Annotated in this window: 18 protein-coding genes; 16 read left to right on the forward strand and 2 right to left on the reverse strand. The window is 63.7% G+C overall.

All coding sequences use genetic code 11. The features are described 5' to 3' along the window. The first annotated feature begins 15 nt into the window (after window positions 1-15). From PTT45_RS07605 to PTT45_RS07615, 3 genes are read left to right on the forward strand one after another with little or no spacing between them, the layout of a single operon-like run. On the forward strand, window positions 16-1,377 hold the full coding sequence (locus tag PTT45_RS07605; RefSeq protein ID WP_273812473.1) for a chromosome partitioning protein ParA: 1,362 nt from the start codon (window positions 16-18) through the stop codon (window positions 1,375-1,377). 55 nt (window positions 1,378-1,432) lie between these two features. Beyond that, entirely contained in the window at window positions 1,433-2,395 is a 963-nt protein-coding gene (locus PTT45_RS07610; protein WP_273812474.1) for a 1-aminocyclopropane-1-carboxylate deaminase/D-cysteine desulfhydrase, read from the forward strand. Window positions 2,396-2,411: 16 nt separating this feature from the next. Next, window positions 2,412-3,521, forward strand: coding sequence for a cyclic nucleotide-binding domain-containing protein (locus PTT45_RS07615; protein WP_273812475.1), 1,110 nt, complete (start codon window positions 2,412-2,414; stop codon window positions 3,519-3,521). Here the strand turns inward: PTT45_RS07615 and PTT45_RS07620 are convergent. Then, entirely contained in the window at window positions 3,518-4,444 is a 927-nt protein-coding gene (locus PTT45_RS07620; protein WP_273812476.1) for a DUF1853 family protein, read from the reverse strand. The genes PTT45_RS07615 and PTT45_RS07620 overlap by 4 nt on opposite strands. 84 nt (window positions 4,445-4,528) lie before the next feature. Between PTT45_RS07620 and PTT45_RS07625 the strand changes: the two genes are divergently transcribed. From PTT45_RS07625 to PTT45_RS07675, 11 genes are all read left to right on the forward strand, one after another. Continuing rightward, a complete protein-coding gene (locus tag PTT45_RS07625; protein ID WP_043310117.1) occupies window positions 4,529-5,416 on the forward strand; it encodes an NAD(+) kinase in 888 nt (295 codons plus the stop codon). Between the two features lies 1 nt (window position 5,417). Beyond that, window positions 5,418-6,392 (forward strand): metallophosphoesterase, encoded by a 975-nt coding sequence (locus PTT45_RS07630; RefSeq protein ID WP_273812477.1) that lies wholly within the window; start codon window positions 5,418-5,420, stop codon window positions 6,390-6,392. Beyond that, window positions 6,389-7,249, forward strand: a complete 861-nt coding sequence (locus tag PTT45_RS07635) for a rhomboid family intramembrane serine protease (protein WP_273812478.1) — start codon at window positions 6,389-6,391, stop codon at window positions 7,247-7,249. The genes PTT45_RS07630 and PTT45_RS07635 overlap by 4 nt, the downstream gene beginning before the upstream one ends. Window positions 7,250-7,289: 40 nt before the next feature. Then, window positions 7,290-7,553, forward strand: a complete 264-nt coding sequence (locus PTT45_RS07640) for a YeaC family protein (RefSeq protein ID WP_273812479.1) — start codon at window positions 7,290-7,292, stop codon at window positions 7,551-7,553. Between the two features lie 8 nt (window positions 7,554-7,561). After that, on the forward strand, window positions 7,562-8,392 hold the full coding sequence (locus tag PTT45_RS07645; RefSeq protein WP_273812794.1) for a DUF2797 domain-containing protein: 831 nt from the start codon (window positions 7,562-7,564) through the stop codon (window positions 8,390-8,392). 13 nt (window positions 8,393-8,405) lie between these two features. After that, complete coding sequence (gene pepN, locus PTT45_RS07650) at window positions 8,406-11,063, forward strand: aminopeptidase N (protein ID WP_273812480.1); 2,658 nt, start codon at window positions 8,406-8,408, stop codon at window positions 11,061-11,063. A 330-nt stretch (window positions 11,064-11,393) separates the two neighbouring features. Continuing rightward, window positions 11,394-13,325, forward strand: coding sequence for a DUF1302 domain-containing protein (locus PTT45_RS07655; RefSeq protein WP_273812482.1), 1,932 nt, complete (start codon window positions 11,394-11,396; stop codon window positions 13,323-13,325). A gap of 56 nt (window positions 13,326-13,381) precedes the next feature. Next, the gene (locus PTT45_RS07660; protein ID WP_273812483.1) at window positions 13,382-14,752 is read left to right on the forward strand and encodes a DUF1329 domain-containing protein; all 1,371 of its coding nucleotides are present in this window, start codon (window positions 13,382-13,384) and stop codon (window positions 14,750-14,752) included. Between the two features lie 323 nt (window positions 14,753-15,075). Then, a complete protein-coding gene (locus PTT45_RS07665; protein WP_443218157.1) occupies window positions 15,076-16,155 on the forward strand; it encodes a WD40/YVTN/BNR-like repeat-containing protein in 1,080 nt (359 codons plus the stop codon). 18 nt (window positions 16,156-16,173) lie between these two features. Continuing rightward, on the forward strand, window positions 16,174-18,561 hold the full coding sequence (locus tag PTT45_RS07670; protein ID WP_273812484.1) for an efflux RND transporter permease subunit: 2,388 nt from the start codon (window positions 16,174-16,176) through the stop codon (window positions 18,559-18,561). A gap of 128 nt (window positions 18,562-18,689) precedes the next feature. Further along, a complete protein-coding gene (locus PTT45_RS07675) occupies window positions 18,690-19,187 on the forward strand; it encodes a VOC family protein (RefSeq protein ID WP_273812485.1) in 498 nt (165 codons plus the stop codon). Window positions 19,188-19,235: 48 nt separating this feature from the next. On the opposite strand, the gene PTT45_RS07680 is transcribed toward PTT45_RS07675, so the two are convergent. Continuing rightward, window positions 19,236-20,918, reverse strand: a complete 1,683-nt coding sequence (locus tag PTT45_RS07680; RefSeq protein ID WP_273812487.1) for an electron transfer flavoprotein-ubiquinone oxidoreductase — start codon at window positions 20,916-20,918, stop codon at window positions 19,236-19,238. Between the two features lie 306 nt (window positions 20,919-21,224). Here PTT45_RS07680 and PTT45_RS07685 point away from each other — a divergent pair, with 306 nt between their 5' ends. Together PTT45_RS07685 and PTT45_RS07690 are read left to right on the forward strand one after the other, a co-directional pair. Beyond that, a complete protein-coding gene (locus PTT45_RS07685) occupies window positions 21,225-21,974 on the forward strand; it encodes an electron transfer flavoprotein subunit beta/FixA family protein (protein WP_043310197.1) in 750 nt (249 codons plus the stop codon). After that, window positions 21,975-22,904: an electron transfer flavoprotein subunit alpha/FixB family protein gene (locus tag PTT45_RS07690; RefSeq protein ID WP_273812488.1), complete on the forward strand. Its 930-nt coding sequence runs from the start codon at window positions 21,975-21,977 to the stop codon at window positions 22,902-22,904. Window positions 22,905-22,931: the final 27 nt, after the last annotated feature.

Below are 22,931 nucleotides of genomic sequence, written 5' to 3' on the forward strand. Positions count from 1 at the left end.
CCTTGAGGGAAAACCATGAGCATGCAGAAAGCGCAGATGGTCGAAGCCGTGCTGTTCTTCAATGAGCGCGGTATCTGCAAGGAGATGTTGTTCCCCGAGTTCGAGGCCCTGCTCGACAACGTGGTGAACATGCCCGAGTTCGCCGATCAGCAGATGCGCATGGCCTACGTGCTGATCAACCCACGCCTGCTGGTGCGCGCCGTGGTGTTCTTCTACCTGGACTTCGATGAGCGGGGCGGCGCCGACAAGGGCTGGAACCTGCCGCTACGCCATCTGGCCGACAACGCCGGCCGCGGCCCTGACCTGGGCGCTGGCCCCATCCGCCTGGCCTGCCGCAGCCAATGCCCGGTGTCCTGGCACCAGATGCACCTGTGGGACCCGAGCCTGGCTCCTGGCAAGAACGATCTGGTGCTGGTGCGCGATGCGGTCAAGCGCAACGCCATCGGGCTGCTGGTGGAGGAGGACGCCCCTGTGGTGTTGGCCGAACGCCTGCAGGTGGCTGCCGAAGACAAGTGGCAGGCCCCCGATCCTGCGCGCCAGGAGATCGAGAAGCAGGCCGAGCGCAACGAGCAGGAGCACCGCCTGAAGACCGCCCAGCTGATCAAGCAGCAGCGCCTGCGCATCAGCACCCTGGGCAAGCAGTACGAAGAGGAGTTGGCCCGCCTGAAGCTGGCCGGCGACGAGCAGCAGCGCGCGTTGCAGACCGAAATCCACAACCTGCACCAGGCCCTGCGCCAGCAGGAGGATCTGAACAACAGCCTGAAGGCGCAACTCGGCGCCCAGGCCGACAGCATGCAGCAGACCCGCGAGGAGCTGTCCCGGCAGCTGCGCGACCTGGAGCGCCACGGTCGCACCGAGGCGGACATCCTGCGTGCGCAATTCGACTCCGAGTTGCAGGCGCGTGTTGCCGCCGCGCTGGCCGAGTCCCGCGAGCAGGTGGCCATTCGCGATGTCGAGCTGGCATACCGGAGCGAGCAGGAGTCGCAGTTGCAGCAAGAACTGGCACTCCTCAAGCGCGAACGCGACGAACTGGCCAGTCAGGGCGGCGAGCAGATCCTGGAGCGCCTGGCCAAGCTCGGCGTGGTGTTCGTCGTCTATCACCCGGGTGCCGGACACCTGACCATCCCGCTGCAGGACATCGCCCGCTACCAGAACAACCCGATGAGCTACGCCGCAGCCAAGTGCTTCGTGTCCGAGGAACAGTACCGTCAGTGGTTGGCGCACTATCAGCAGCCGACCTGCGAGGCCAGCCTGCCTTCCGGTGAGCGCTGCGCCATGCCGATCGACCGGGTGGAGACGCCTAGCCGCTTCGTGGTTGGCGAATCCAATTGCTGCGCCCGGCACAAGGCTGGCGCGCGCCTGCGCACCGTGAGCTGAGCGGTTAACATCACGGCTGGCGCCCGCTAAGGGCGCGCAGCCGGTTCGCTTATCCATGCCCATTGCCCTTCCACACTGGCAGCCATCTGCCCCTTTGCAGCCGCTCAGGCTCGACTGGCTCGCGCGTGCCGGTGTCGAGGTGGCGGTGCTGCGCCTCGACCTGCTCGACCCGCTGATCTCCGGCAATAAGTGGTTCAAGCTCAAGCCGCATATCGCGACGGCTGCTGCGGCTGGCGCACATGGCTTGATCAGCCTGGGCGGGGCGCACTCCAATCATTTGCACGCATTGGCGGCGGCCGGCCACCGTTTCGGCTTCGTGACCGTCGGACTGCTGCGCGGCGAGGCGCAGGACACCCCGACGGTGCGTGACCTGCAGGACTTCGGCATGCACCTGCACTGGCTCGGCTACGGCGGCTATCGCCAGCGCCATCGTGCGGACTTCTGGGATGACTGGTTGGCGCGCTATCCCGCTCTGCTGCCGGTGAACGAAGGTGGCGGTGGCCTGCTGGCTGCCCGGGCCTGCGCGGAAATCGTCGAGATGGCCCAGGCGCAGCTGTCGATGCTGGGCTGGCGCGATTACCACGGCTGGTGGCTGGCCGCCGGTACCGGGACCACGGCCGCCGGCCTGGTGCTGGCCGAGCGCGGCGAGCGCATGGTGCATGTGGCTATGGCCGTGCCGTCTGGGCATGGGGTGGAACAGCAACTGCCGGCCATCCTCGCCGAGGCGGGGCAGGGGGATGCCGGATATCGCCTGCTGGATGCCAGTCGCGGTGGTTTCGGTCGCTTGGACGCGGCGCTGGCAGGCTGTATCCGCGACTGCGAATTGCAGGCCGAGCTGCCGCTGGAACCTCTTTACACGGGCAAGGCGATGCTGGCATTGCGCGGCGAGGTGGAGGCCGGTTACTTTGCTCCGGGTACGCGCCTGCTGATGCTGCATACCGGTGGCCTGCAGGGGCGTCGGGCCATGGCCCAGCGCCTGGACGAACTGGCTGCGACCTGCGCAGCACACCCAGATTAAGGAAGGACTGGTGTCGATGAGCGAGCCGCTGAATCCCGACCAGCTGCGCAGTTTCACCCCACTCAACGTGCTCTCCGAGCAGCAATGGCGTGAGTTGCGCAGCCAGCTGGTGCCGCAGCCGTTGCTGGCCGGGCAGTTGCTGTTCCGCCAGGGTGACCAGGCTCGTACCACCTACTACCTGCTGTCCGGCGAGCTGCTGCTGCGCGACGGTGAAGGGCGCGAGGAGCGCCTGCAGGCCGGTAGCGAAGCCAGCTGCCACCCCCTGTCGCCGAGCCTGCCGCGCCAGCACGAGGTGCGCGCGCTGAGCGACGTCAGCGTGCTGGCTCTGGACTCCGCCAACCTCAGTCGCCTGCTCACCTGGCGCCTGGCCTATCAGGACCTGCTGCTCGATCTGGGTAGCGCGGGTGACGATATCGAGTGGCTGGAACGCCTACTGGAGAACCCGCTGTTTGCCAAGGTACCGCCGGCCAACGTTCGAGCCATGCTCGACCGCCTGCGGCCGATCGACCTGCCGGCGGGCAGCCGCGTGCTGATCGAGGGTGAGGCGGGCGACTGCTGCTACTTCCTCAAGAGTGGTCGGGCCGAGGTGTTCCGTGGCGACGACAGCGGTCGCCAGGTGCTAGCTGAGCTGGAGGTCGGCGCCTGCTTCGGCGAGGAGGCGCTGCTCTCCGACCAGCCGCGCAACGCCACGGTCACCCTGATCGAGCCTGGTGTGGTGCTGCGTCTCGATCGTCAGGATTTCTTCGCGCTGCTCAAGGCGCCGGTGGTAGACGAGGTGTCCTTCGGCGAGGCGGCGCGGCTGTTGTCGGCCGGCGCGCAGTGGCTGGATGTGCGCCTGCTGGCCGAGTACGAGCAGGCCCATGCCCAGCAGGCGCTGAACATGCCGCTGCATCTGCTGCGCCTCAAGGTGCGCCTGCTGGACAAGAGCAAGACCTACCTGTGCTACTGCGACAGCGGCAAGCGCAGCGCCAGTGCGGTGTTCCTGCTCTCGCAGCTGGGCTTCAGCACCTATGCCCTGCGTGATGGCCTGGATGCGCTACCGGCGGTGCAGCGTGGCGCTCTGTTGTGCGAGAGCGGCCCTGGTTACCTGGCTCGCTCCGGCGGCCGTACCGAGCGCAGCCACTAGGCCGGTTCGGGCCAGGTGTCACCGACCAGGAACAGCCGCTCCTGTTCGTGCCAGTCGCCGGCGCCGTCCTGTTCCAGGCGCACCAGCAGCTGGGCAGGTGCCTGCTCAGCCAGCCCGGCCAGCCATGCACTCAGTTGCTCGCCTTGCCAGCATTGCTCGTCGGGCACACGCGTCGGTGCCAGCCAGGCACGGCGCTGCAAGGGTTGCCAATGCGCTTGTCCGTTAGCCAGTTGCGACCAGTCGCGTCGATGCAGCCAGCGCCCGCGCAGGTGGTCGGCAGCGCTGCCGAGCGGGGCGGCGCAGGCCTGCTGCCAGGGAAAGAACAGATAGCCGCCCAGCCATGCGGCGGAGCGGGGTGCCTTGCCGGTCAGCTCCGCCAGGGCTTGCTGCCCGGCCGGGCTGGTGGCGAGTGGCAGCTGGTGTTGGCGCAGGTGCTCCAGCTTGATGCCGAGACGATCCTCGCTGGAGGGGCCCAGCCAGTTGCCCGCATCTTCTCCATCCTCCCGTTCGGGGCCCAGATAGAGCTTTACCGCCAGCTCCAGGTGATGCACGCCCTCGTCGTCGCGCAGCAGCAGATCCAGCTCGCCCAGGGTATGACCGGCCCGGCGTATCGGCAGGTTGGCCGCCAGCAACTGGACATCCGGGGCGGCGGCCAGGGCGAACTGCCACAGTCGCTCGTAATAGTGGCCCAGGCGGCTGGAGCCATTGCCCAGGTGGGTGTGCAGCGCAGCGGGTTCGGCTTCCTGTTGCAGCAGCCAGTCGCTCAGTCGCTGCGTATCGTGCAGCCAGCGGCTGGCGGCGAGCGGGTGGCGCAGCGGTAGCTCGCCACCCGTGAGGATGCCGGGGGAGAGCAGAGTCCAGGCCAGGTCGCGGACCTGCGGGTGGCGCAGGTGCGCCAGCAGCTCGTCGAGAGGCGTTCGCATCGGCCGAGCATAGCCGACGCGGTTTGCTGCGGTTAGCGCCTTTCGCCCATAATTCGGGCAATTCTCCCCGTTGCAGAGCGCCCCATGGAGCAATTCCGCAATATCGGCGTCATCGGTCGTCTGGGCAGTGCCCAGGTGCTCGACACCATTCGCCGCCTGAAGAACTTCCTGCTCGAGCGCCACCTGCATGTGATCCTCGAGGACACCATCGCCGAGGTGCTGCCCGGCCACGGCCTGCAGACCTGCTCGCGCAAGATCCTCGGCGAGGTCTGTGACCTGGTCATCGTCGTCGGCGGCGATGGCAGCATTCTCGGCGCCGCCCGCGCCCTGGCGCGACACAAGATTCCGGTGCTCGGCATCAACCGTGGCAACCTGGGTTTCCTCACCGACATCAAGCCGGACGAGCTGGAGGTCAAGGTCGCCGAGGTGCTCGAAGGGCGTTTCCTCGAGGAGAGCCGCTTCCTCCTCGAGGCCGAGGTGCGCCGCCATGGCGAGGCCATCGGCCAGGGCGATGCACTCAACGATGTGGTGCTGCACCCGGGCAAGTCGACCAAGATGATCGAGTTCGAGCTGTTCATCGACGGCCATTTCGTCTGCAGCCAGAAGGCCGACGGCCTGATCATCGCTACACCGACCGGCTCCACGGCTTACTCGCTGTCCGCCGGCGGGCCGATCATGCATCCCAAGCTGGACGCCATCGTCATCGTGCCGATGTACCCGCACACCCTGTCCAGCCGCCCGATCGTGGTGGACGGCAACAGCGAACTGAAGATCGTGGTAGCGGACGATCTGCCGATCTACCCGCTGGTGTCCTGTGACGGGCAGAACCACTTCACCTGCGCGCCCGGCGACACCATCACGGTGGCCAAGAAGCCGCACAAGCTGCGCCTGATCCACCCGCTCGATCACAACTACTACGAGGCCTGCCGTACCAAACTCGGCTGGGGCGGCCGCCAGTGGAGCCACGACTGAGATGCTCCTCGACCCGGCGCGCGGCTACGATCTGATCGGCGACGTGCACGGCTGCGGGCGCAGCCTGGCACGCCTGCTCGAGCAGATGGGCTACCGCCGCGAGGGTGGCGTCTGGCGCCATCCACGGCGCATGGTGCTGTTCCTTGGCGATATCATCGACCGCGGCCCGCGTATCCGCGAGTCCCTGCACCTGGTGCACGACATGGTCGAGGCCGGCCAGGCGCTGTGCATCATGGGCAACCATGAATACAACGCCCTTGGCTGGTACACCGAGGCGCCGCCCAATAGCGAGCGGCGTCATGTGCGTGAACACACGCCGCGCCACGAGCGCCTGCTGCAGCAAACCTTCCGCCAGTTCGAGGAACACCCGGCCGACTGGCACGACTTCCTCGACTGGTTCCAGCAGCTGCCGCTGTTCGTCGACGCCGGACGCTTCCGCCTGGTGCATGCCTGCTGGGACAGCGAGCTGATCACGCCGCTGCGCCAGCGCTTCGCCGACGGCCGCGTCGACCGCGATTTCGTTACCGCCTCGGCGGTGCCCGGCAGCTTCGCCAACCGGGTGTTCGAGCGCCTGCTGCGCGGCACCGATATGCGCCTGCCACAGGGCCTGACGCTGACCAGCGAAGAGGGCTTCACGCGTGCCTACTTCCGCACCAAGTTCTGGGAAAGCGACCCGCAGACCTATGGAGATGTCGTGTTCCAGCCCGACGCATTGCCCGACGACGTGGCCAGCCTGCCGCTGACCGCCACCGACAAGGGGCGCCTGCTGCAGTACGGCGCGGACGAGCCCATGCTGTTCGTCGGCCACTACTGGCGCCGCGGCCGCCCGGCACCGATCCGCCCTAACCTGGCCTGCCTGGATTACAGCGCGGTGATGTACGGCAAGCTGGTGGCCTACCGCCTGGACGACGAGACGCAGATCGACCCGGGCAAGTTCGTCTGGGTCGAGGTGGAACGTCCGGAGGCGCCGCAATGAGCCGGGTAGAGGCGCTGCGCCGGCCGTTGCAGGAAGACCTCAGCGGCTTCGTCAGCCTGTTGCGCCGGTTGCAGGTGCCACACCGGGTCAGCGAGGAGCGTGACGCGCAGGTACTGTGGGTGCCGGTCGAGCCGCTGGTTGCCCAGGTGCGCGAGCTTTACCTGCGCTATCCACACGGCGCCGCGGAGGAGGATGTACCCACACCGGTGCGGCCGTCGCGGCCTGGCCTGATGGCGCAGCTGCGGGCCAGCTGGATGACCAGTGCGGTGCTGCTGCTGACCCTGCTGGTGGCTGCAGTCACTCTGCTCGGCGACAACTTCACCACTTTGCGCTGGCTGACCTTCCAGGATTTCCACATCCAGGGCGAGTACATCTACTTCCAGCCCTGGCTCACCAGCCTCGAGGCGGGGCAGTGGTGGCGCCTGCTGTCGCCGATGTTCATCCACTTCGGTGTGCTGCACCTGGCCATGAACGCCATGTGGTACTGGGAGCTGGGCCGGCGCATCGAATTCCGCCAGGGCGGCTTCGCCCTGCTGGGGCTGAGCCTGCTGTTCGGCCTGCTGTCCAACCTGGCGCAGTTCTGGTTTGGCGGGCCCTCGCTGTTCGGCGGCCTGTCCGGCGTGCTCTACGGCCTGCTCGGCTACTGCTGGATCTTCCAGCTGCTGGCGCCAACCCCGGCCTACCAGCTGCCGCGTGGCGTGCTGGTGATGATGCTGATCTGGCTGCTGGTCTGCCTGTCCGGGGTGATCGATACCCTGGGCTTCGGCTCCATCGCCAACGCCGCTCACGTCGGCGGGTTGGCTGCCGGTTGCGCCGCGGGTCTCGTCGGCGGTGCACTGGCTCGCCTGCGCCGGTAAACTTGCCGCCCTGTTTAGCTTTCCGCTGTCGGAGTCCGCGATGTCGTCCTTTGCCGAAATGATCGAGAACATCACCCCCGAGATCTACCAGAGCCTCAAGTTGGCCGTGGAGATCGGCAAGTGGCCGGACGGCCGCAAGCTCACCCAGGAGCAGAAGGAGCTGTCGCTGCAGGCCATGATCGCCTGGGAGCTGCAGAACCTGCCCGAGGAAGAGCGCACCGGTTACATGGGTCCGCAGGAATGCCAGTCCCACGCCGAGCTGATCCCGAACCTGCTGTTCAAGTCCAACGACACCCTGCACTGATGACTTCGATGAACGAGCTGGGCCGCGGTGCGCTGAGCAAGATGACGATCCGCCTGGGCGAGACGGCGCAGTACGCCTTCCGCCTGGACGAGCAGGAAGTGCCGGTCAACCCGCTGCTGGGCAAACGCATTCGCCTGGAGTTCCTCGGCGCCATCCATTGCACCCACTGCGGACGCAGGACCAAGAAGAGCTTCGCCCAGGGCTACTGCTATCCCTGCTTCACCAAGCTGGCGCAGTGCGACAGCTGCATCATGAGCCCGGAGAAGTGCCATCACGAGCAAGGCACCTGCCGCGAGCCGGGCTGGGGTGAGCAGTTCTGCATGACCGATCATGTGGTGTACCTGGCCAACTCCTCCGGGATCAAGGTCGGTATCACTCGCGCCACCCAGTTGCCGACCCGCTGGCTCGACCAGGGCGCCAGCCAGGCGCTGCCGATCTTCCGCGTCGCTACCCGCCAGCAGTCCGGCTTCGTCGAGGACCTGCTGCGTACCCAGGTGGCGGACAAGACCAACTGGCGCGCCTTGCTCAAGGGCGATGCCGAGCCCGTCGACCTCGCCGGGGTACGCGAGCAGCTGATGAGCAGCTGTGCCGAAGGCATTGCCGCGTTGCAGCAGCGCTTCGGCCTGCAGGCGATCCAGCCGGTCAGCGATGCCGAGGTGCTGGAAATCCGCTATCCGGTGGATGCCTATCCGACCAAGGTCGCCAGTCATGACCTGGAGAAAACCCCGGTGGTGGAGGGTATCCTCAAGGGCATCAAGGGCCAGTACCTGATCCTCGACACTGGCGTGATCAACCTGCGCAAATACACGGCCTACCAGGTCGCCGTACTCACCGAATAAGAGGCCACAAGCCATGCGTACCGAACAGCCGAAGATGATCTACCTCAAGGACTATCAGGCCCCCGACTACCTGATCGACGAGACTCACCTGACCTTCGAGCTGTTCGAGGACCACACCCTGGTGCATGCCCAACTGGTGATGCGCCGCAATCCCGAGGCTGGCGCCGGTCTGCCGCCGCTGGTGCTGGATGGCCAGCAGCTGGAGCTGATCAGCGTGGCCCTGGACGATCGCGAGCTGAGTGCGGCCGACTACCAACTGGACGACAGCCACCTGACCCTGCAGCCCACCCAGGCGAGTTTCGTCATCGACAGCAGCGTGCGCATCCATCCGGAGAGCAACACCGCGCTGGAGGGTCTGTACAAGTCCAGCGGCATGTTCTGCACCCAGTGCGAGGCCGAGGGCTTCCGCAAGATCACCTACTACCTCGACCGCCCGGACGTGATGAGCAAGTTCACCACCACGCTCAGCGCCGAGCAGCACAGCTATCCGGTACTGCTCTCCAACGGCAACCCGATCGCCAGCGGCAGCGAGGAGGGCGGCCGCCACTGGGCGACCTGGGAGGACCCGTTCAAGAAGCCGGCCTACCTGTTCGCCCTGGTCGCCGGCGACCTCTGGTGCGTGGAAGACACCTTCACCACCATGAGCGCCCGCGAAGTCACCCTGCGCATCTACGTCGAGCCGGAGAACATCGACAAGGTGCAGCACGCCATGACCAGTCTGAAGAAGTCGATGAAGTGGGATGAGGAGGTGTACGGGCGCGAATACGACCTGGACATCTTCATGATCGTCGCGGTCAACGACTTCAACATGGGCGCCATGGAGAACAAGGGGCTCAACATCTTCAACTCCAGCTGCGTGCTGGCCCGCGCCGAGACTGCCACTGACGCCGCCCACCAGCGCGTCGAGGCAGTGGTGGCCCACGAGTACTTCCACAACTGGTCGGGCAACCGCGTGACCTGCCGCGACTGGTTCCAGCTGTCGCTGAAAGAGGGTTTCACCGTGTTCCGCGACGCCGAGTTCTCGGCCGACATGAACTCGCGCACGGTCAAGCGCATCGAGGACGTGGCCTACCTGCGTACCCACCAGTTCGCCGAAGATGCCGGCCCGATGGCCCACCCGGTACGCCCGGACGCCTTCATGGAAATCTCCAACTTCTACACCCTGACCGTCTACGAGAAGGGCTCGGAAGTGCTCCGCATGATCCACACCCTGCTCGGGCCGCAGCTGTTCCGCAAGGGCTCGGACCTGTACTTCTCCCGCCACGACGGCCAGGCCGTGACCTGCGACGATTTCGTCAAGGCCATGGAGGATGCCAGCGGCCAGGATCTGTCGCAGTTCAAGCGCTGGTACAGCCAGGCCGGTACGCCGCGCCTGGACGTCAGCGAGAGCTACGACGCAGCGGCCAACACCTACCGCCTGCAACTGCGCCAGAGCTGCCCGGCCACCCCGGGCCAGGTCGAGAAGCTGCCCTTCGTTATCCCGCTGGAGCTGGCCCTGCTCGACGCCCAGGGCCGCGAGCTGCCGCTGCAGCTGGTCGGCGAGGACAAGCCGGTCGGCCGTTCGCGCGTGCTGCAGGTGACCCAGGCCGAGCAGGCATTCACCTTCGTCAATCTCGAGGCCAAGCCGCTACCTTCGCTGCTGCGTGGCTTCAGCGCGCCGGTAAAGCTGAGCTTCCCCTACAGCCGCGACCAACTGATGTTCCTCATGCAGCACGATTCCGACGGTTTCAATCGTTGGGAGGCCGGCCAACAGCTCTCCGTGCAGGTGCTGCAGGAGCTGATCGGCCAACATCAGCGTGGCGAACAGCTGGTGCTGGATCAGCGCCTGGTCGAGGCCTTCCGTACGCTGCTGGCGGATGAGTCGCTGGACCAGGCCATGGTCGCCGAGATGCTCTCGCTGCCGGGCGAGGGCTACCTCACCGAGATCAGCGAAGTAGTCGATGTCGACGCCATCCACGCCGCCCGCGAGTTCGCTCGCGCGCAGCTGGCCGAGGCATTGTTCGAGCCGCTTTGGAAGCGCTACCAGGCCAACCGCGAGGTCTCGCGCAGCACGCCGTACGTGGCCGAGTCCACCCACTTCGCCCGCCGCAGCCTGCAGAACATCGCGCTGTCGTATCTGATGCTCACCGGCAAGCCGGAAGTGCTGGCCGCGACCCTGGAACAGTACGACGCCTGCGACAACATGACCGAACGCCTGACCGCCCTGGCAGTGCTGGTCGGATCCGTGTTCGAAGTGGAGAAGGGCGAGGCGCTCAAGGCCTTCGCCGAGCACTTCAAGGACAATGCCTTGGTCATGGATCAGTGGTTCAGCGTGCAGGCTGCCAGCACCCTGCCGAGCGGTCTGGCTCGCGTGCAGGCGCTGATGCAGCACCCGGCCTTCACCATGAAGAATCCGAACAAGGTGCGCGCGCTGATCGGCGCCTTTGCCGGGCAGAATCTGGTCAACTTCCACGCCGCTGATGGCAGCGGTTACCGCTTCCTGGCCGATCAGGTGATCACCCTCAACGCACTCAATCCGCAGATCGCCTCGCGCCTGCTCGGTCCGCTGACCCGCTGGCGCAAGTACGACTCGGCGCGTCAGGCGCTGATGCGTGGTGAACTGGAGCGCATCCTGGCCAGTGGCGAGCTGTCTAGCGACGTGTTCGAAGTGGTCAGCAAGAGCCTGGCCTGATGCGAAAATGGCGTTACCGAGCGCTTGCTTGGTAACGCCATCTGTTACCTGGTGTTTCCTTTCTACCTGGCCAGCTTTCGATCATCTCTGAAAGGCCCGTGCCAGACGCGTTTCTCGTTCCGAGAGGGCGCATTTCTCAAGGTTAAATAGCGCCACCCAGGCGACAAATTGGGACAGATAAGGGCGACATCGGCCATTTCTGGGACTTTCGTGCGGAAATGCGCGTGATAGTGGCGTGTTGGTATCGATCTTGAATTACCCGTGCTCGGCCGAGCCGGCGTAGTCCGGCAGAACGGGCATAACAAGAACAATCGATCCATGGAGCCGCCAATGGTCATCCCCTTGCGCAAGTCGTCCCTGTGTTTCGCCCCCGCCAAAGCGGGTTTCGCCCTCGCAGGGCTTATTCCGCTCATGCTTGCGGTGCCGGCAGGTGCCGTCGAGTTCAGCTTGATCGATGATCAGGTGACCGGCTCGCTCGATACCACCCTGTCCTACGGCCAGCTGTATCGCGTGCAGGGCCAGGACAAGACCAACGACGACACCAACGGCAACGACGGTAATCGCAACTTCGATACCGGCCTGGTTTCCGAGGTCTACAAGGTCACCTCCGACCTGGAGGCCAACTACCAGAACTACGGCCTGTTCGTGCGCGGCACCGCTTTCTATGACACGCAGATCATGGACAAGCGCAATGACAACGATGACTTTCGCCCGAGCCAGAGCTATCCGAATAACGATCGCTTCACCTACGAGACCCGCCACACGGCCGGTCGCAGCGCCGAGATCCTCGATGCCTATGTCTATGGCAACTGGGATGTCGCCGAGATGCCGCTGACCGTCAAGGTCGGGCGCCAGGTGTTCAACTGGGGTGAGGGCATCTTCTACCGTGGTGGGATCAACACCTCCAACCCGGTGGATGCAGGCAAGTTCCGCCTGCCGGGCGCCGAGCTGAAAGAGGTGCTGGTACCGGTCGAGGCTTTCAACTTCAACGTCGGCCTTACCGACAATCTGTCGATGGAAGCCTATTACCAGTGGAACTGGAAGGAGACTGCCATCGACCCGGTCGGCACTTTCTTCTCCGAGACCGATCTGTTTGCCGATGGTGGCAGTACCGCCTACACCCGCTATGACAATCCGCTGCTGCCGGTCGTGATGTCGGGCTATCAGTCCGCCGCTGCCGCTGGCCTGGTCGGCAATGGTCCGTTCGGACCGAATGCCTACCTGGACCCGAACTACAACGTGTTCAAGGTGGCTAACGTCGGCAAGGACATCAATGCCAAGAACGACGGCCAGTACGGTCTGGCGTTTCGTTACGTGGCCGAGGAGCTGAATCTCACCGAGTTCGGCTTCTACTTCATGAACTATCACGCCAAGGAGCCGCAGATCGCCGTGGATCTGCAGGCATACGACGGCGTAGACATGACGGCGCTCCAGGCTGCACAAGGGCCGGCGCTGGCTCCTGCCGTGGCCACGCTGGATGCGGCCAGCAACGCCGTTGCGCGCCGTGAATACGTGGAGGATATCCGCGTCTACGGCCTGAGCTTCAACACCACCATCGGCGAGGCCTCGGTATTTGGTGAGCTGTCCTACCGGCCGAACCTGCCGGTCGGCCTCAGCTCGACCAATGATCTGCTGGGTGACCTGCTGGGGCAGGGCTTCTTCAACGGCACCAACATCTACGACTCCAACGTGCCGGACGCCCAGGCCTGTGCCGATATCTCCGGCAAGCAACTGTGCCGCGCGGATATCTTCCACAACTACGAGCGCGTCGAGGCCTACAACCTGTCGCTCGGCACCATCTACAACTTCGGTCCGAGCCTGAGCTTCGACTCGCTGTTCGGTGTCGCCGAGCTGGCCTCTGAGCATGTCCGTGCCAGCAGCCTGAGCTACACCGCCTATGACGGTTCCAAGCGCGGTTTCTCCGGCCGTGCCAACGGTGCCTATGTCTCCGGCTATGGCTCCGAAGATCAGCTCGATCCGGATGCCTACGGCTACACTCTGGCGCTCTCCGGTACCTGGAACGACGTGTATGCAGGGGTTAACCTGTCGCCGTTCGGCGTGTTCAAGCATGACTTCCAGGGTAACTCGCACCAGACCGGCAACTTCATTGAGGGCCGCATGGCCTACACCGTGGGCCTGAAGGCAAGCTACCTGAACAGTCTGGAGGCTGAGGTGCAGTACACCGAATTCTACGGCGCCGGGCAGAACAACTCGGGCCGTGACCGCGACAACCTCGGAATCAACGTCAAGTATTCCTTCTGATCTGGAACCCCGGGTCGAGCGCGATTTTCGCTCGGCCCGTTTGATGGAGAATCACCATGCTGATGAAACACACGCTGATGGGCGCTGCAGTTGCCCTCGCGCTTTCCGCCGGTAGCGCGCTGGCTGCCGTTTCCGCGCCCGAAGCGGCCAAGCTGGGCACCACGCTGACTCCCTTTGGTGCCGAGAAGGCTGGTAATGCCGATGGCAGCATCCCGGCCTGGACTGGTGGCATCACCCAGGCTCCGGCCGGCTACAAGGGCAGTGGTTCACACCATGTCGATCCGTTCCCGGATGACAAGCCACTGTTCACCATCACCAAGGCCAATCTGGACCAGTACAAGGACAAGCTGAGCGCGGGGCAGATCGCCCTGTTCAACTCCTATCCGGAAACCTACCAGATGCCGGTGTACCAGAGCCGCCGCTCTGGCTCGGCGCCGCAATGGGTGTATGACAACAGCATCAAGAACGCCACCACCGCCAAGCTGATCGAAGGTGGCAACGGTTTCGTCGATGCCTACGGCGGCGTCCCGTTCGCCATTCCGCAGAACGGCCTCGAGGCGCTGTGGAACCACATCGTGCGTTATCGCGGTACCTACATCACTCGCCGTTCGGTAGAGGCAGCGGTGCAGCGCAATGGCGCGTTCTCGCCGGTGGTCTCCGAGGTCGAGGCGCTGTTCCGCTACTACAACCCGAAAGGCAGCTACGCCGACCTCAACAACATCCTGTTCTACTACCTGAACTTCACCAAGAGCCCGGCGCGCCTGGCCGGTGGTGCCGCGCTGGTACACGAGACCCTGGATCAGGTGAAGGAGCCGCGTCAGGCCTGGGCCTATGCCGCCGGCCAGCGCCGTGTGCGTCGTGCGCCGAACCTGGCCTACGACACGCCGATTTCCGCCTCCGAAGGCCTGCGTACCGCCGACGACACCGACATGTACAACGGTGCGCCGGATCGCTACGACTGGAAGCTGCTGGGCAAGAAGGAGATGTACATCCCCTACAACAACTACAAGATCGCCGCCGACGGGGTGAAGTACAAAGACGTGCTGCAGGTCGGCCACGTCAACCCGGCGCTGACGCGTAACGAGCTGCACCGCGTATGGGTGGTCGAGGGTACGCTCAAGTCGAGTGCGCGCCACGTCTATGGCAAGCGCACCCTGTTCCTCGACGAGGACAGCTGGCAAGCCGCGATCGTCGACCAGTACGACACCCGTGGCGAGCTGTGGCGCGTCTCGGTTGCCTACCTGAAGAACTACTACGACCTGCCCACCACCTGGTCGGCCATGGAAGCCTTCCACGACCTGCAAAGCCGTCGCTACTACGTGCAGAACCTGGACAGCGAGGAGGCGGGTACCGCCGACTTCGCCAAGCCGGTTCCCGCGGACAGCGAGTTCACGCCTTCGGCACTGCGCCGTCGCGGTACCCGCTGAGGTCGCGAGTGCCTAAACCTGCTACTCCTGCCGCTCGTTTGAGCGGCCTTTTCGACCCGGCCTGGCGCCGGGTCGATGTTTTTCTGGGGTAGTGCCTCGTTTCAGACCTTCCAAACCTCTCCTGGATGGATTATTGGTGTATGAAGGCGCAGGGCCTCTAGGTAGGGCTTTTGACGGTCTTTAACCATGCAGAACAGAAGCGTAACCGACGCTTAACAAAACATAACGTCATGCCGATTGTCAGGTTTTTCAAAAGCCGTATAGCATGGCCCGGCCTGAATAAAGGCCAATGAACCCACCTATAAGAATAAAGGGGGAAATATATGCGTGAGCCCGTCATGCGGCGCACCCGCTCCGGCAACCTGACTTCCGTTATGGTTCCGGCCCGTCACCAATCGCCGCTGGCGAAAGCGCTGTCTCTGCTCAGCGTATGTTCCGTCCTCGCCATGGTTGCTCCCCTGCCGCTGCAGGCGGCGCAAGCAGCCACCGTCACTTCCATCGAATCGCCCCGTGCCGTGACCAGCCTGTTGCTGGATATCGCCCATGCTGGCAAGCGCCTGGTCGCAGTCGGTGATCGTGGCCACATCCTGTTCTCCGAGGACGCCGGTCGCAACTGGGTACAGGCCCGCGTGCCGAGCCGCCAGCTACTGACCGCCGTGTACTTTGTCGATGACAAGCACGGCTGGGCGGTCGGTCACGACTCGCAGATCCTCGCTACCGACGACGGTGGCGCCAACTGGGAGCTGCAGTTCGAAGACCTGCAGCGCGAAGCGCCGCTGCTCGACGTCTGGTTCCGCGACACCAGCACCGGTTATGCCGTGGGCGCCTACGGCGCACTGCTGGAAACCAACGATGGTGGCAAGACCTGGAACGATGTCAGTGATCGTCTCGACAACGAAGATGGCTACCACCTGAACGGCATCACCGCAGTCAAGGATGCCGGCCTGTTCGTGGTGGGCGAGGCGGGCAGCATGTTCCGCTCCGCCGACTGGGGTCAGACCTGGGAGAAGATCAAGGGTCCGTACGAGGGCACCCTGTTCGGTGCGGTCGGCACCGCCAGCGCCAACACTCTGCTGGCCTATGGTCTGCGCGGCAACCTGTTCCGCTCCACCGATTTCGGCAACAGCTGGGCGCAGGTCAAGTTGCTCTCCGAGAGCGGTCCGCTGGAGTTCGGTCTGGCCAATGGCACCCTGCTCAAGGACGGCGCCGTGGTCATCGTCGGCCATGGTGGCAGCGTGCTGACCAGCAAGGACGCCGGGCGTACCTTCTCCGTGATCAATCGCTCCGACCGCGCCTCGCTGGCCGGTGTCACCGATGACGCGGCGGGCAACCTGATCCTGGTAGGGCAGGGCGGCGTACATTCCGCTACTCCGACTGGCGCCGTGCCAGACAAAAAACAATAAGCCGGGGCGAATGAGCATATGAGTTCCATGAGCAGCCATCACCAGGATAAGGCGACCTTCCTCGAGCGCCTGATCTTCAACAACCGGCCCGTGGTCATCGCGATCTGCGCAGTGGTCACCCTGCTGCTGCTGTGGCAGGCGTCGATGATTCGTCCCTCGACCAGCTTCGAGAAGATGATCCCGCTGGAGCACCCCTTCATCGAGAAGATGCTCGAGCACCGTAACGACCTGGCCAACCTGGGCAACACCGTACGTATCTCCGTCGAGGCGAAAGATGGCGACATCTTCACCAAGGACTACATGGAGACCCTGCGCCAGATCCACGACGAGGTGTTCTACATCCCCGGCGTCGACCGTTCCGGTCTGAAGTCGCTGTGGAGCCCGAGCGTGCGCTGGACCGAAGTGACCGAAGAGGGCTTCGACGGCGGCGAAGTGATCCCGCAGACCTACGACGGCTCCTCGCAGAGCCTCACTGAGCTGCGCGGCAACGTGCTGAAATCGGGTCAGGTTGGCCGTCTGGTGGCCAACAACTTCCGCTCCAGCATCATCGATGTGCCGCTGCTCGAGCAGTACCCGGACCCGAACGACCAGAGCAAGCTGCTCAAGCTGGACTACCGCAAGTTCTCCCATGAACTGGAAGAGAAGATCCGCGACAAGTACCAACTGCAGAACGCCAATGTGCAGGTGCACATCGTCGGCTTCGCCAAGAAGGTCGGCGACCTGATCGATGGCCTGATCATGGTGGTGATGTTCTTCGGCGTCGCCTTCGTGATCACCTTGGTGCTGCTGTACTGGTTCAGCTGGTGCATCCGCTCCACCGTCTCGGTACTGTCCACCACGCTGATCGCGGTGGTCTGGCAGCTCGGCCTGATGCACCTGGTCGGCTTCGGTCTCGATCCTTACTCGATGCTGGTGCCGTTCCTGATCTTCGCCATCGGTATTTCCCACGGCGTGCAGAAGATCAACGGTATCGCCTTGCAGTCGAGCGATGCCGACAACGCCCTGACCGCGGCGCGCCGTACCTTCCGTCAGCTGTTCCTGCCGGGCATGATCGCCATCCTGGTGGACGCCGTCGGCTTCATCACCCTGCTGATCATCGACATCGGCGTGATTCGCGAACTGGCCATCGGTGCTTCCATCGGTGTGGGCGTGATCGTGTTCACCAACCTGATCCTGCTGCCGGTTGCGATTTCCTACATCGGCATCAGCAAGAAGGCCGTCGAACGCAGCAAGCGCGAAGCCAACCGCGATCAGCCGTTCTGGCGTCTGCTGTCCAACTTCGCTCATCCGGTAGTGGCGCCGATCTCCGTGGTCATCGCCCTGTCGGCCGGTGTCGCCGGTTTCTGGTACCAGAAGGCCAACCTGCAGGTCGGTGACCTCGACCAGGGTGCGCCGGAGCTGCGTCCGGACTCGCGATACAACAAGGACAACGACTTCATCATCAGCAACTACTCGACCAGTTCCGACGTGCTGGTGGTGATGGTCAAGACTCCGAACGAAGGCTGCTCCACGCACCAGACCCTGGCGCCGATAGACGAGCTGATGTGGCGTCTGGAAAACACCGAGGGCGTGCAGTCGGCTATCTCGATGGTCAGCGTGTCCAAGCAGGTGATCAAGGGCATGAACGAGGGCAGCCTGAAATGGGAGACCCTGTCGCGCAACCCGGACATCCTCAACAACTCCATCGCCCGTGCCGACGGCCTGTACAACGCAGACTGCTCGCTGGCGCCGGTGCTGGTGTTCCTCAACGACCACAAGGCCGCGACCCTCAAGCGCGCCGTAGGCGTAGTGGAAGAGTTCTCCAAGGAGAACAACAAGGATGACCTGCAGTTCCTCCTCGCCGCCGGTAACGCCGGTATCGAGGCGGCCACCAACGAGGTGATCGCGACCTCCGAGCTGAAGATCCTGATCCTGGTGTACATCTGCGTGGCAGTAATGTGCCTGATCACCTTCCGCTCCTTCGGCGCCATGCTGTGCATCATCCTGCCGCTGATCCTCACCTCCATCCTGGGTAACGCCCTGATGGCCTGGCTGGGTATCGGCGTGAAGGTGGCGACCCTGCCGGTGATCGCGCTGGGTGTGGGTATCGGTGTCGACTACGGCATCTATATCTACAGCCGCCTGGAAAGCTTCCTGCGGGCCGGCATGCCGCTGCAAGAGGCCTACTACCAGACCCTGCGTTCCACCGGTAAGGCTGTACTGTTCACCGGCCTGTGCCTGGCCATCGGCGTGGTCACCTGGATCTTCTCGGCGATCAAGTTCCAGGCCGACATGGGTCTGATGCTGACCTTCATGCTGCTGTGGAACATGTTCGGTGCACTGTGGCTGCTGCCAGCCCTGGCTCGCTTCCTGATCAAGCCGGAGAAACTGGCCGGCAAGCACGGCGGTTCGCTGTTCGCTCACTGATCGGTGTTGCGCTAGACAAAAAGGGCTCCTTCGGGAGCCCTTTTTCATTGTGCTGTCTATTTTGTCGTGGCCCGAACGACCAAGAGGGGAAGGTGGTTGTCGCCGCCATTCGACAGAGGAGAGACGTCATGCGCTTGCAGAAGATTGTTCCATGCCTGTGGTTCGACGAGCAGGCGGAGGAGGCTGCGGCTTTCTACGTCGGCATCTTCGCCGATTCGCGCGTCACCCAGGTGACCCGCTATGGCGAAGCGGGTTTCGAGTTTCACGGCAAGGCGCCGGGCACGGCGATGACGGTGGCCTTCGAGCTGGATGGGCAGCCATTCACTGCGCTCAACGGCGGACCGGTATTTCGCTTCAATGAGGCCATTTCGCTGCAGATCATGTGCGCGACTCAGGCTGAGGTCGATCACTACTGGACGCGATTGGGCGAGGGCGGGGCGCCGGAGGCGCAGCAATGCGGCTGGCTGAAGGATCGCTTCGGCCTGTCCTGGCAGGTGGTGCCAGAGTTGCTGCTGGAATTGCTAGCGGCGCCAGATCAGGCTGCCGTGCAGCGGGCGACCGAGGCCATGCTGCGGATGAAGAGGCTGGACATCGCAGAGCTACAGCAGGCCTTCGCCGGCGAATGACAGGCATGAAAAAGCCGCCTTGCGGCGGCTTTTTCAGTACGGCTCGAATTACATGTTGGGGTAGTTCGGGCCGCCGGTGCCTTCCGGAGCGATCCAGGTGATGTTCTGGGCCGGGTCCTTGATGTCGCAGGTCTTGCAGTGCACGCAGTTCTGCGCGTTGATCTGGAACTTCTTCTCGCCGTCTTCCTTGGTCACCACCTCGTACACGCCGGCCGGGCAGTAGCGCTGCGCCGGTTCGTCGTATTTGGGCAGGTTGACACTGAGCGGGATGCTGGCATCGGTCAGCTTCAGGTGGCAGGGCTGCTCTTCCTCGTGGTTGGTGTTGGAGAGGAACACCGAGGAGAGTTTGTCGAAGCTCAGCTTGCCGTCCGGCTTCGGATAGTCGATGCGCTTCGATTCTGCTGCGGGCTTCAGGCAGGCGTAGTCCGGCTTGGTGTCGTGCAGGGTGAAGGGGATCTTGCCACCGAAGACGTTCTGGTCCAGCCAGTTCAGGCCGCCACCGAAGACCGGGCCGAACTTGTGCAGCGCCGGGCCGAAGTTACGGCTGCGGAACAGCTCATCAAACAGCCAGCTGGCCTTGAAGCCATCGACATAGCCATTGAGCAGATCGCCGCCCTGGCCGTCGGCCAGCAGCACTTCGGCTGCCGCGTCGGCGGCCAGCATGCCGGATTTCATTGCGGTGTGGCTGCCCTTGATCTTGGCGAAGTTCAGGGTGCCGAGGTCGCAACCGATCAGGGCGCCGCCCGGGAAGACCATCTTCGGCAGCGAGTTCAGACCGCCTTTGCAGATCGCGCGAGCACCGTAGGCGACGCGCTTGCCGCCTTCCAGGTACTGCTTGATCACCGGGTGGTGCTTGTAGCGCTGGAACTCGTCGAACGGCGACAGGAAGGCGTTGCCGTAGGACAGGTCGACGATCAGGCCGACTACTACCTGGTTGTTTTCCAGGTGATAGAGGAAGGAGCCACCGGTGTTCTCGGTGCCGACTACGTCCAGCGGCCAGCCGGCGGTGTGTACCACTAGGCCTTGCTCGTGCTTGGCCGGGTCGATGTCCCAGATTTCCTTGATGCCGATGCCGTAGTGCTGGGTGTCGGCTTCGCTGTCCAGGTTGTATTTCTTGATCAGCTGCTTGCCGATGTGACCGCGGCAGCCTTCGGCGAACAGGGTGTACTTGGCGCGCAGCTCCATGCCCGGGGTGTAGTAACCCTCTTTCGGGTGGCCTTCACGGTCGACACCTAGGTCGCCGGTGACGATGCCGCGCACTACGCCGTTCTCGTCGATCAGCGCTTCCTGGGCGGCGAAGCCCGGGTAGATCTCGACGCCCAGGGCTTCGGCCTGCTGGGCCAGCCAGCGGCACAGGTTGCCCAGGGAGATGATGTAGTTGCCTTCGTTGTGCATGGTCTTGGGCACGAACAGGCCCGGGACCTTGATGGCGCTGTCGGCGTTCTTCAACATATAGATGTCGTCACGCTTGACTTCGGTATTCAGCGGCGCGCCCAGTTCCTTCCAGTTGGGGAACAGTTCGTTCAGGGCGCGCGGCTCGAAGACCGCACCAGAGAGGATGTGAGCGCCGACTTCGGAACCCTTCTCGACCACGCAGACGCTGATTTCTTTGCCGGCTTCGGCGGCCTTCTGCTTCAGTCGGCAAGCGGCGGAGAGGCCCGAAGGGCCGGCGCCGACGATGACGACGTCGAATTCCATAAATTCGCGTTCCACAGAGAATCTCCTACTCAAGGCTTCTTCGGTGTTATTGATTTGGCTATGGCTAGGCTTTCTGTGGCCTGCGCGCTGGGCATTATATATACAGGCCCTTGCACGTCCAATACAAACGTTTGTTTGAATTTTGTCAAAGCCATATAGCGCAAGGGCTGGCGGGCGATAAATGGGGTTTATTCGTGTTGACCGAAAAAGGCGTTCCGGTCAAGATACGGTCGGTTTTGCGTTCGCCGTATGGGCTGACCGTCGGTTCCGGCCGACCTGCATCACTGGCCAGGCTTGCCTTGGCGACATTCTTATTCACCGGAGAGTAACGAGGAATCCATGAAGGTTCTTGTAGCTGTCAAACGAGTGGTCGACTACAACGTCAAGGTTCGCGTCAAGGCGGACAACTCCGGCGTCGACCTCGCCAACGTCAAGATGTCGATGAACCCCTTCTGCGAAATCGCCGTGGAAGAGGCCGTACGCCTGAAGGAAAAGGGCGTCGCCAGCGAGATCGTCGTCGTCACCATCGGCCCGAACACTGCTCAGGAGCAACTGCGTACCGCACTGGCTCTGGGTGCTGACCGTTCGATCCTGGTCGAAACCAATGAAGAGCTGAACTCCCTGGCCGTCGCCAAGCTGCTGAAGGCTGTAGTCGACAAGGAGCAGCCGCAGCTGGTCATTCTCGGCAAGCAGGCCATCGACAGCGACAACAACCAGACCGGCCAGATGCTGGGCGCCCTGACTGGCTTCGCCCAGGGTACCTTCGCTTCCAAGGTCGAGCTGGCTGGTGACAAGGTCAACGTCACCCGTGAAATCGATGGCGGTCTGCAGACCGTTGCCCTGGCTCTGCCGGCAATCGTCACCACCGACCTGCGTCTGAACGAGCCGCGCTACGCGTCTCTGCCGAACATCATGAAGGCCAAGAAGAAGCCGCTCGACGTGGTGACTCCGGACGCCCTGGGCGTTTCCACCGCCTCCACCGTCAAGACCCTGAAAGTCGAAGCGCCTGCTGCTCGCAGCGCCGGTATCAAGGTCAAGTCCGTGGCTGAACTGGTCGAGAAACTGAAGAACGAGGCGAAGGTAATCTAAATGACTATCCTGGTTATCGCTGAACACACCAACGCCGCCCTGGCTGCCGCTACCCTGAACACCGTGGCTGCTGCCGCCAAGATCGGTGGCGACATCCACGTTCTGGTTGCTGGCTCCAACGCCGGTGCCGCTGCCGAAGCTGCTGCCAAGATCGCTGGCGTAGCCAAGGTTCTGGTTGCTGACAACGCCGCCTACGCCAACCAGCTGCCGGAAAACGTCGCGCCGCTGGTTGCCGAACTGGGCAAGGGCTACAGCCACATCCTGGCTGCTGCTACCAGCAACGGTAAGAACATCCTGCCGCGCGTTGCCGCTCAACTGGACGTCGACCAGATCTCCGAGATCATCGCCGTTGAGAGCGCCGACACCTTCAAACGCCCGATCTATGCCGGTAACGCCATTGCTACCGTGCAGTCCAGCGCTGCCGTGAAGGTCATTACCGTACGCTCCACCGGTTTCGACCCGGTTGCCGCCGAAGGTGGCTCTGCTGCCATTGAAGCGGTGAGCGGCTCGGCTGATGCTGGCAAGTCGTCCTTCGTCGGCGAAGAGCTGGCCAAGTCCGACCGTCCGGAACTGACTGCTGCCAAGATCGTTGTTTCCGGCGGCCGTGGCATGGGCAACGGTGACAACTTCAAGCACCTGTACTCCCTGGCCGACAAGCTGGGCGCTGCCGTTGGTGCTTCCCGCGCTGCCGTCGACGCCGGTTTCGTGCCGAACGACATGCAGGTCGGCCAGACCGGCAAGATCGTCGCTCCGCAGCTGTACATCGCGGTCGGCATCTCCGGTGCCATCCAGCACCTGGCAGGCATGAAGGACTCCAAGGTCATCGTCGCTATCAACAAGGACGAAGAAGCCCCGATCTTCCAGGTGGCTGACTACGGCCTGGTGGCTGACCTGTTCGAAGCCGTACCGGAGCTCGAGAAACTGGTCTGATCCAGCTTCTTCGCTCTCACAAAAAAC

Source organism: Pseudomonas sp. Gutcm_11s (assembly GCF_028649395.1).
Classification (GTDB): domain Bacteria; phylum Pseudomonadota; class Gammaproteobacteria; order Pseudomonadales; family Pseudomonadaceae; genus Aquipseudomonas.